We start from the raw sequence: 6,624 nt of genomic DNA, 5'->3' as shown, positions 1-6,624 counted from the left end.
ATCGCCGCCTCGCGATGGAGGCGGCGATGGTGGTGCTGGTGCCCCCAGTAGGACTCGAACCTACGACCTGCGGATTAAAAGTCCGTAGCTCTACCAACTGAGCTATAGGGGCGCGGAGTGAAAGGATACTTGGTGGGCGCCGCGATGTCTCCGGCCGCCCGCTTTAGGCCTTCTACCATTGGGTTTGAGGATTTGGGCATCCGTACCCTAAGCTATCGAAGCTCCCAACGGACAACGTAGTGAGTACCCCGGAGAGATTCGGATTTAGGCCCCCATCGTCTAGTGGCCTAGGACGCCGCCCTTTCACGGCGGTAGCACGGGTTCGAATCCCGTTGGGGGTACGCTACGCAGTAATGCGGAGCAACGCAGGAAAGCAAGGCCCTGTGGCGCAGTTGGTTAGCGCGCCGCCCTGTCACGGCGGAGGTCGCGGGTTCAAGTCCCGTCAGGGTCGCCATCACGGCGAGGCATTTCGGTTGGAATGACCGACGCCTTCCGGCCAGGTAGCTCAGTTGGTACGAGCGTCCGCCTGAAAAGCGGAAGGTCGCCGGTTCGATCCCGGCCCTGGCCACTGATAGAGCCACCTGGCAACAGGTGGTTTTTCTGCTTTCTGGGGCGTTCGATCCCGCATGATATTGGGATCGGTAGTAGCCCTGACGGCGTCCACTTGCAGCACGGTCGAACATGGCCGGACGGCAAGCAAGGGAACCGTGCAACGGCCCCTGCTCCCTACCGGGAGGTGCGTAGTGAAGCGACTGATGGTCGGACTCTCAGCGGCTGTGCTGGTTTGGGGCAGCGTCGCAGGCGTTGTCGGCATGACCTCGGGTATTGCTGAGGCCCAGCCGGGGCCGGTGCCGCTCGACAACCACGCTTGGCCTGGTTGCCCCGACAGCAACCCGGCAGGGCCGTGTCACTGGTGTCCAGGCGATCCCCCTGTGCAGACCGGAAATCTTCGCGTGAACCCGGTGGTCTGGGACAACACTGTCTGCCACACCTACTGGTATGTCACGCCGGGGCAGGGCAACGTCGCGCAGAACATCTTCGAGGGCGATATCCCGCCTGCGCCGCCTCCGCCACCGCCGGCCCTCAACTTCTGCCCGATCCCGCCCTGGTGCCCGTGATCGACTGCCCGGAAAATCGTTCGCCGGTCCTCGCAGTATTCGATACGGTCGCAATCCCGGGTCGAGACAGGTGGCGTCGATGGCATGTCGGATCAGTGAGCTCGTGCTCGAATGCCGCGATCCCGCGGTGTTGGAGCGGTTCTGGTGTGACGTGCTGGACTACGTGGTACTCGATCGCCCCGCTGATGGCTCGGTGGAGATCGGGCCGCGTGAAGGCTTCGGCGGTCCGCAGCCGACCCTCATCCTGAGCCCCAATGACGAGCCGAGCCACGGCAAGCCACGGCTGCACATCGATGTCAATGCCACTGATCGCGATCAGGACGCCGAATTGGCGCGGCTTCTGGAACTCGGTGCGCGCCCCGCCGACATCGGCCAGACCGGGCAGGAGTCGTGGCATGTGCTGGCCGACCCCGAGGGCAACGTGTTCTGTCTGCTGCGGGCACGGCTAAGCCCGCTGGCATAGCCTGCGCGACGCCGAGATTGACGGTAGGGCTGCTGCCAACGCTCGGCAGCGACCGTGGCGTCAATCTCGGCGCACCGCGGGTCAGTCGTCGGCCAGGGCGAGCAGCATCGCGGCGAGCTTGGCCGTCGCAGGCCCGAGCTTGGACTGCTCGGCCGAGGCCAGGTAGATCTTCCATATCACTGCGGGGAGCACGTGCACCGCACGCAGGTCGGGAAAGCGGGCTGCCTCACTGGCCGGCATGAAGATGGTGCCGAGGCCGTGCCGCACCAGCTCGGCCGCGATCGAGTACTCGAGCGCGACTTCGTGCGGCGTGTGAGCGGTGACGCCCGTGGCGGCGAACGCGTCGTCGACGAGGCGCCGGAGCCCGAATTGCGGTGGGAATCCGATGAGATCCTCGCCGGTGAGTTCGGTGATCGCGACTTTGTTGTGCGCGGCGAGTGGATGGTCGGTGCGGCACACGAACACCATGGGCTCCTGACGCAGCAAGTGCATCTGGATCCGCCCGGGAAACCTGTCGGGTGCGGACACGAGCGCCAGGTCCAGTGATCCGTCGGCGATCGCCGAGAGATACGCACTGGAGCCGGTTTGGCTCTGCCGCAACCGGATCTGCACGAAGGGGTAATCCCGGTGGAACTGTCCGAGGACCCTCGGGACATCCAGCGCGCCAGAGCTGATGAGGGCCCCGAGATCAACCGTCCCGGTCAGTTGGCCCCCGAAGTCGCCGACGGATTCCTTTGCGATACGAGCGGTTTGCAGCACGCGTGCGGCATGTTCGCGGAACAGTTCTCCTGCCGGGGTCAGCTTGATCTGTTGGCGGGAGCGGTCGAAGAGCTCGACGCCGAGTTCCTTCTCCAACTTGCCGACTGACGTGGACAGTGCGGACTGGACGACGTGCGCGCGGTGCGCGGCTCGCGAGAAGCTCAACTCGCCCGCAACGGCGACGAAGTGTTCGAGCTGGCGCAGTTCCATGCTTCTTTCTATCAACAAATTAGATGAGAAGTATCAAAAGCATTCGTTGGACTTGATGACCCGTGCGCGGTGTGATGGGGAAGCATCGACAGAAAGGGCCGACTGTGCTGGCTGCCGGAAACACCAAGATCACCGACCTGCTGATGGTCACACCACCGCAGATCCCCGAGGGAGCCCATGCGATGACGCAACTGGTGGAACTGCCACCCGCCGACGCCGGCGTGGCGCCGCACCGGCATTCCGGGCCGGTGTTCGGCTACCTGCTGGAAGGCCGCATGTTGTTCGAGCTCGAAGGCGAGGAACCGCGGGAAATCGTCGAGGGCGAGGCCTTCTGGGAGCCCGGCGGTGAGGTCGTGCACTATCAGATGGTCAACCTCGAGCCGGACCGATGGTGCCGGTTTCTCGCGGTCTGCCTGTGCGCGCCCGGCGTCGAGATGATCACGATGCTCACACCGGAAGAGGTTGTGGCCCGAGACCACCTGCGGCACCCCAGCGTCCGTCAACACGCCAACTGACATCGAAACGAGGAATGATGCAAGCCGTCGTCATACAAGACCGCTCGGCCGGGATTTCGGGTCTTTCCCTGGCCGACCTGCCCTATCCGCATGCCGCCGAGAACGACGTGGTCGTCCGCGTCCATGCGGCGTCCTTCACCCCCGGCGAGTTGGACTGGCCGGCAACCTGGACCGACCGCGCCGGACGCGACCGTACGCCGACTGTGCCGGGCCATGAGGTATCCGGAGTTGTCGCCGAATTGGGCTACGGCACAACCGGGTTGACGGTCGGTCAACGCGTGTTCGGCATCACCGACTGGGCCCGTAACGGCACCTTGGCCGAATACGTTGCGGTAGAAGCACGCAACCTGGCGCCGCTGTCGGCCGGTATCGACCACACGGTCGCTGCGGCGCTGCCCATTTCCGGCTTGACCGCGTGGCAGGGATTGTTCGAGCACGCCCGAGTCGAGGCCGGTCAGACGGTGCTGATCCACGGAGCCGCAGGTGCCGTCGGCTCAATCGCGGTGCAGCTCGCGCACGATGCCGGGGTGCAGGTGATCGGCACCGGGCGAGCCGAACAGCGGGATGCCGTGTTGGGACTGGGCGCCGATGCCTTCCTCGATCTCGCGGCCGACCGCCTCGAGGACGCCGGTGAAGTCGACGTGGTGTTCGACGTCATCGGTGGCGAGATTCTCGATCGCTCAGCCGAATTGGTGCGCGCCGGGGGCACGCTCGTCACCATCGCCGAACCACCGCGGGTGCACCCCGACAAGGCGAGGGCGGTCTTCTTCGTGGTCGAACCGGACCGCGCGCAGTTGGCTGCGCTGGAGCGTCGAGTGCGTGACGGCAAGCTGTCCCCGAGCGTCGGGACGGTCCTGCCGCTGTCCGACGCACCGAAGGCGTTCGATCCGGCTTATCGGCGTCCGGGCAAGACCATCGTCGCCGTAGCGGCTACGCCGGACGCTTGCTGATATCGGCGTTCTCGTCCTCCTGAATCGGCACGCCGTCGCTCTGTGAGGTCGATTCGATCGAGCCGATGGTGGAGTTCAGATCCGTGACGCCGCTGGCGTCGCCGCCCTTGAGCTTGTCGAACGCGGCCTTGACGGTGTCGCCGACCTTCGCCAGCGGCTTGATGAGCGCGCTGCACAACTTGGGGTCGGCCTGAACGTCGTTGCTGGCCAAGCGGATTTCACGCTTGATGAAGAGCGCCGCCAGGCCGCCTTTGATGAATGCGGTGATCCGGCCGCTGGCGCCTGACTTGAATGTGCCTGCCTGATAGGGCTTCCACAGCCACCGGTGGAAGACGCCGAAGGCCAGACCGCTGTGCATGACGAATTTCGTCTTGGCGAACGACGTGGTCGGCTGTGCCGGGCAGGACTCGGTGATGCCGGCCGCGTCGCTGGCATCACCGGACGGGTCCGCCGGGATCGACTGGGAACTACCGCCTGTGCCGCCCGTCGCGGCGTTGTGTTTGGCTCCGCACCCACCCATGAGTACGGCCAACGGAATCAACAAGACGGCGATCAGTCGCGCCGCAACACTCATAATCCACCCCTGGCAAACAGTTGTAATCGGCCCCCACGGCAACGTAGCACGGCTGTGGGAACACCTCCAGCTTACGGGGAGGCTTGGCGCTGCTGAGATCGCCTCAGTCGAAGAATGACCTCCAAATGTCCTGGGCAACAGGAGAATTACCACCTGCCGATAACCTGTCAGTTCCCTGGGGAAGTGCCGTGCATCGGGCGGTTGGCAACTGCCAACGCGATCAGCAGGGTGTCACGCCAACGCGATCGGAATGATCGGTAGCAACGCGCTTGTCAACCCTTGCCCATGTGGGACACCACCCCGGTGGCATCGCGGGTCGCGATCGAATTGTTCTTGATCTGCGTCGGCGACATGCTGGTCTGCATCGGCGTGGCCGTGCCGTTCGCGGTGGTCTTGGCGCATGCCGTGTCGTACTGCGACGGTGCGCCCGCGCCCTGACGGGCACTGTTGTAGGCCTGCCCGCCTTTGCCGCCGAGCGGGCTGTTGATGCCGCCCTCGTTGAACACCGAACCCGGAGATGTGGCCGAGTTACCAGGCGTACCACCGCCATTGGCCTCGATGCTCTGACAATTGTTGTTGTGGGTCGTGTTGTCCGCGTAAACCGGCGCCGCAGTGCCGATCAGGGCGATGCCCGCCATGCAGCCTGCTGCCAATAGCGTGCGCATCGTTATCACCTGCCTGTGTCGGGGACGTGCTCTTTCGCTCGCCCGTACGTAGGTGACACGGCACGAGAGGGTTTGGCGTTCAATGTCGACGGGAATTCGTCCGGCCAGACGGGCCGTTCACACCAGGGTCACGGCCAAGGCCAGTGCTACGCCGAATACGATTGTGGGAGCGGCCATTCCGGCCACGAATGCCAGGCCGAAGCGGCGCCCGCCCGCGGTGAATGCCAGTATCGCCTTGACCAGCAGATTGGAGCCCAGAGCTGCACCGATCGCGATCAGCGCGGCATCGACCGTGACCGCGCCGGTGGCCGCGAGGCTGGCAGCGGCAACGGCACCGGCGTGTGCGTCGGCCAGGCCTGCGGCGAACGCAGTGAGCACCAGTCCGTTGGGGCCGAGCACGTCGGCCGCCCACCGGCTGACGAGCAGTGCCAAGGTCAGCACCGCAGCCAGCACGAGCGCGGGCCGCAGTGCGAACGGCCGGCTCGTGGGCTTATCCGGGGGTTCGTCGGTGTCGCGCTCGGGTCTGCTCGAGCCCCGGTAGACAAAGGCGGCGATGGCCACCAGCACGAGTGCCCCGGCGACGACCGGGGGCCACAGGCGCCGCAGGACATCGATGTCGACCACGCCGATCACCATGAGCAGCTGCACGAAGGTGGCCAGGCTCGCCACCAGCGCGCTGGCCAGCGGGGCGCGCAGGCCCGCTTCGGTCCGGCTGAGCCGGCCCATCGACGCGGTCGTGGCGCTTGCCGACACGAAACCACCGGCCATGCCGGTGACCAGCAGGCCGCGTTGCGGGCCGAGTGCCCGTACGCCGATGTAGCCGACCCAGCCGATGCCGGTGAGCAGAACGACGAGTAGCCACACCTTCGCCGGGTTGAGCACGCCGTACGGACCGAGCGGCCGGTCGGGCAGGAGCGGCAGGATCACGAATGCCACGACGAAGAACTTGATCGCATCCTCGAGCTCGACTTCGCTCACGATCTCGCGGACGAAGCGGTGGATGCGGGCCTTTGACACCAGCAGCCCTGCGACCACCACGGCGAGTGCCACCGCCTCAGCCGGGCGGGTGTAGGCGAGCGCGCCGAGCAGATAGGCGATGAGCCCGGCGATCTCCGTGGTGGTTCCCGGATCGTCGGCGCTGGTGCGGACGTAGGCGACGGCCATCAGGGCGGCGACGCCGATCGAGCCGGCCGCAATGGTCCACGTGTCGATGGCGGCCGCGACAGCTCCGGCCAGGCCCAGCAAGGCGAATGAGCGGGAGCCGGCAGGCAGATTGCGGGTGTGGCTGCGTTCCCGCTCGAAGCCCAGCAGCAGCCCGATGGCCAGTGCCACCAGGAACGGCACGAAAATGCTGCCAGCTCACGATGCTC

General features: G+C 65.8%; 7 protein-coding genes, 4 tRNA genes and 1 pseudogene. 7 read left to right on the top strand and 5 right to left on the bottom strand.

The features are described from left to right. Nucleotides 1–36: 36 nt before the first annotated feature. A tRNA-Lys gene (locus BST13_RS28975) sits at nucleotides 37–112 on the bottom strand. A 156-nt stretch (nucleotides 113–268) separates the two neighbouring features. Here BST13_RS28975 and BST13_RS28970 point away from each other — a divergent pair. The 5 genes from BST13_RS28970 (at nucleotide 269) to BST13_RS28950 (ending at nucleotide 1,581) form a co-directional block, all read left to right on the top strand. Continuing rightward, nucleotides 269–341: transfer RNA gene (locus tag BST13_RS28970), tRNA-Glu, on the top strand. A gap of 36 nt (nucleotides 342–377) precedes the next feature. Then, nucleotides 378–454, top strand: a tRNA-Asp gene (locus BST13_RS28965). 40 nt (nucleotides 455–494) lie between these two features. After that, nucleotides 495–568: transfer RNA gene (locus BST13_RS28960), tRNA-Phe, on the top strand. Nucleotides 569–743: 175 nt separating this feature from the next. Continuing rightward, nucleotides 744–1,118, top strand: coding sequence for a hypothetical protein (locus BST13_RS28955; protein ID WP_245839845.1), 375 nt, complete (start codon nucleotides 744–746; stop codon nucleotides 1,116–1,118). A gap of 79 nt (nucleotides 1,119–1,197) precedes the next feature. Then, complete coding sequence (locus BST13_RS28950; RefSeq protein WP_083168410.1) at nucleotides 1,198–1,581, top strand: VOC family protein; 384 nt, start codon at nucleotides 1,198–1,200, stop codon at nucleotides 1,579–1,581. Between the two features lie 81 nt (nucleotides 1,582–1,662). On the opposite strand, the gene BST13_RS28945 is transcribed toward BST13_RS28950, so the two are convergent. Beyond that, nucleotides 1,663–2,550, bottom strand: coding sequence for a LysR substrate-binding domain-containing protein (locus tag BST13_RS28945; protein WP_083168400.1), 888 nt, complete (start codon nucleotides 2,548–2,550; stop codon nucleotides 1,663–1,665). A gap of 74 nt (nucleotides 2,551–2,624) precedes the next feature. Between BST13_RS28945 and BST13_RS28940 the strand changes: the two genes are divergently transcribed. Further along, nucleotides 2,625–3,065, top strand: coding sequence for a cupin domain-containing protein (locus BST13_RS28940; protein ID WP_211296204.1), 441 nt, complete (start codon nucleotides 2,625–2,627; stop codon nucleotides 3,063–3,065). Nucleotides 3,066–3,082: 17 nt separating this feature from the next. Next, nucleotides 3,083–4,015 carry an NADP-dependent oxidoreductase gene (locus BST13_RS28935; RefSeq protein WP_083168409.1) on the top strand — a complete coding sequence of 311 codons (933 nt, stop codon included), beginning with the start codon at nucleotides 3,083–3,085 and terminating at the stop codon, nucleotides 4,013–4,015. Here BST13_RS28935 and BST13_RS28930 read toward each other — a convergent pair. The 3 genes and pseudogenes from BST13_RS28930 to BST13_RS28920 all read right to left on the bottom strand — a co-directional run bounded on the left by BST13_RS28930 (nucleotide 3,996) and on the right by BST13_RS28920 (nucleotide 6,617). After that, complete coding sequence (locus BST13_RS28930; RefSeq protein WP_083168397.1) at nucleotides 3,996–4,589, bottom strand: hypothetical protein; 594 nt, start codon at nucleotides 4,587–4,589, stop codon at nucleotides 3,996–3,998. The two genes, BST13_RS28935 and BST13_RS28930, sit on opposite strands and share 20 nt — an antisense overlap. Nucleotides 4,590–4,861: 272 nt before the next feature. Continuing rightward, a complete protein-coding gene (locus BST13_RS28925) occupies nucleotides 4,862–5,254 on the bottom strand; it encodes a hypothetical protein (RefSeq protein ID WP_142282860.1) in 393 nt (130 codons plus the stop codon). A 117-nt stretch (nucleotides 5,255–5,371) separates the two neighbouring features. After that, a pseudogene (locus BST13_RS28920) lies at nucleotides 5,372–6,617 on the bottom strand (MgtC/SapB family protein). Between the last annotated feature and the right edge of the window lie 7 nt (nucleotides 6,618–6,624).

It is taken from the genome of Mycobacterium aquaticum (genome assembly GCF_002086485.1).
GTDB lineage: Bacteria > Actinomycetota > Actinomycetes > Mycobacteriales > Mycobacteriaceae > Mycobacterium > Mycobacterium aquaticum.
Note: the sequence above shows the minus strand (reverse complement) of the source record. Positions and strands in the feature narration are given on the sequence as shown.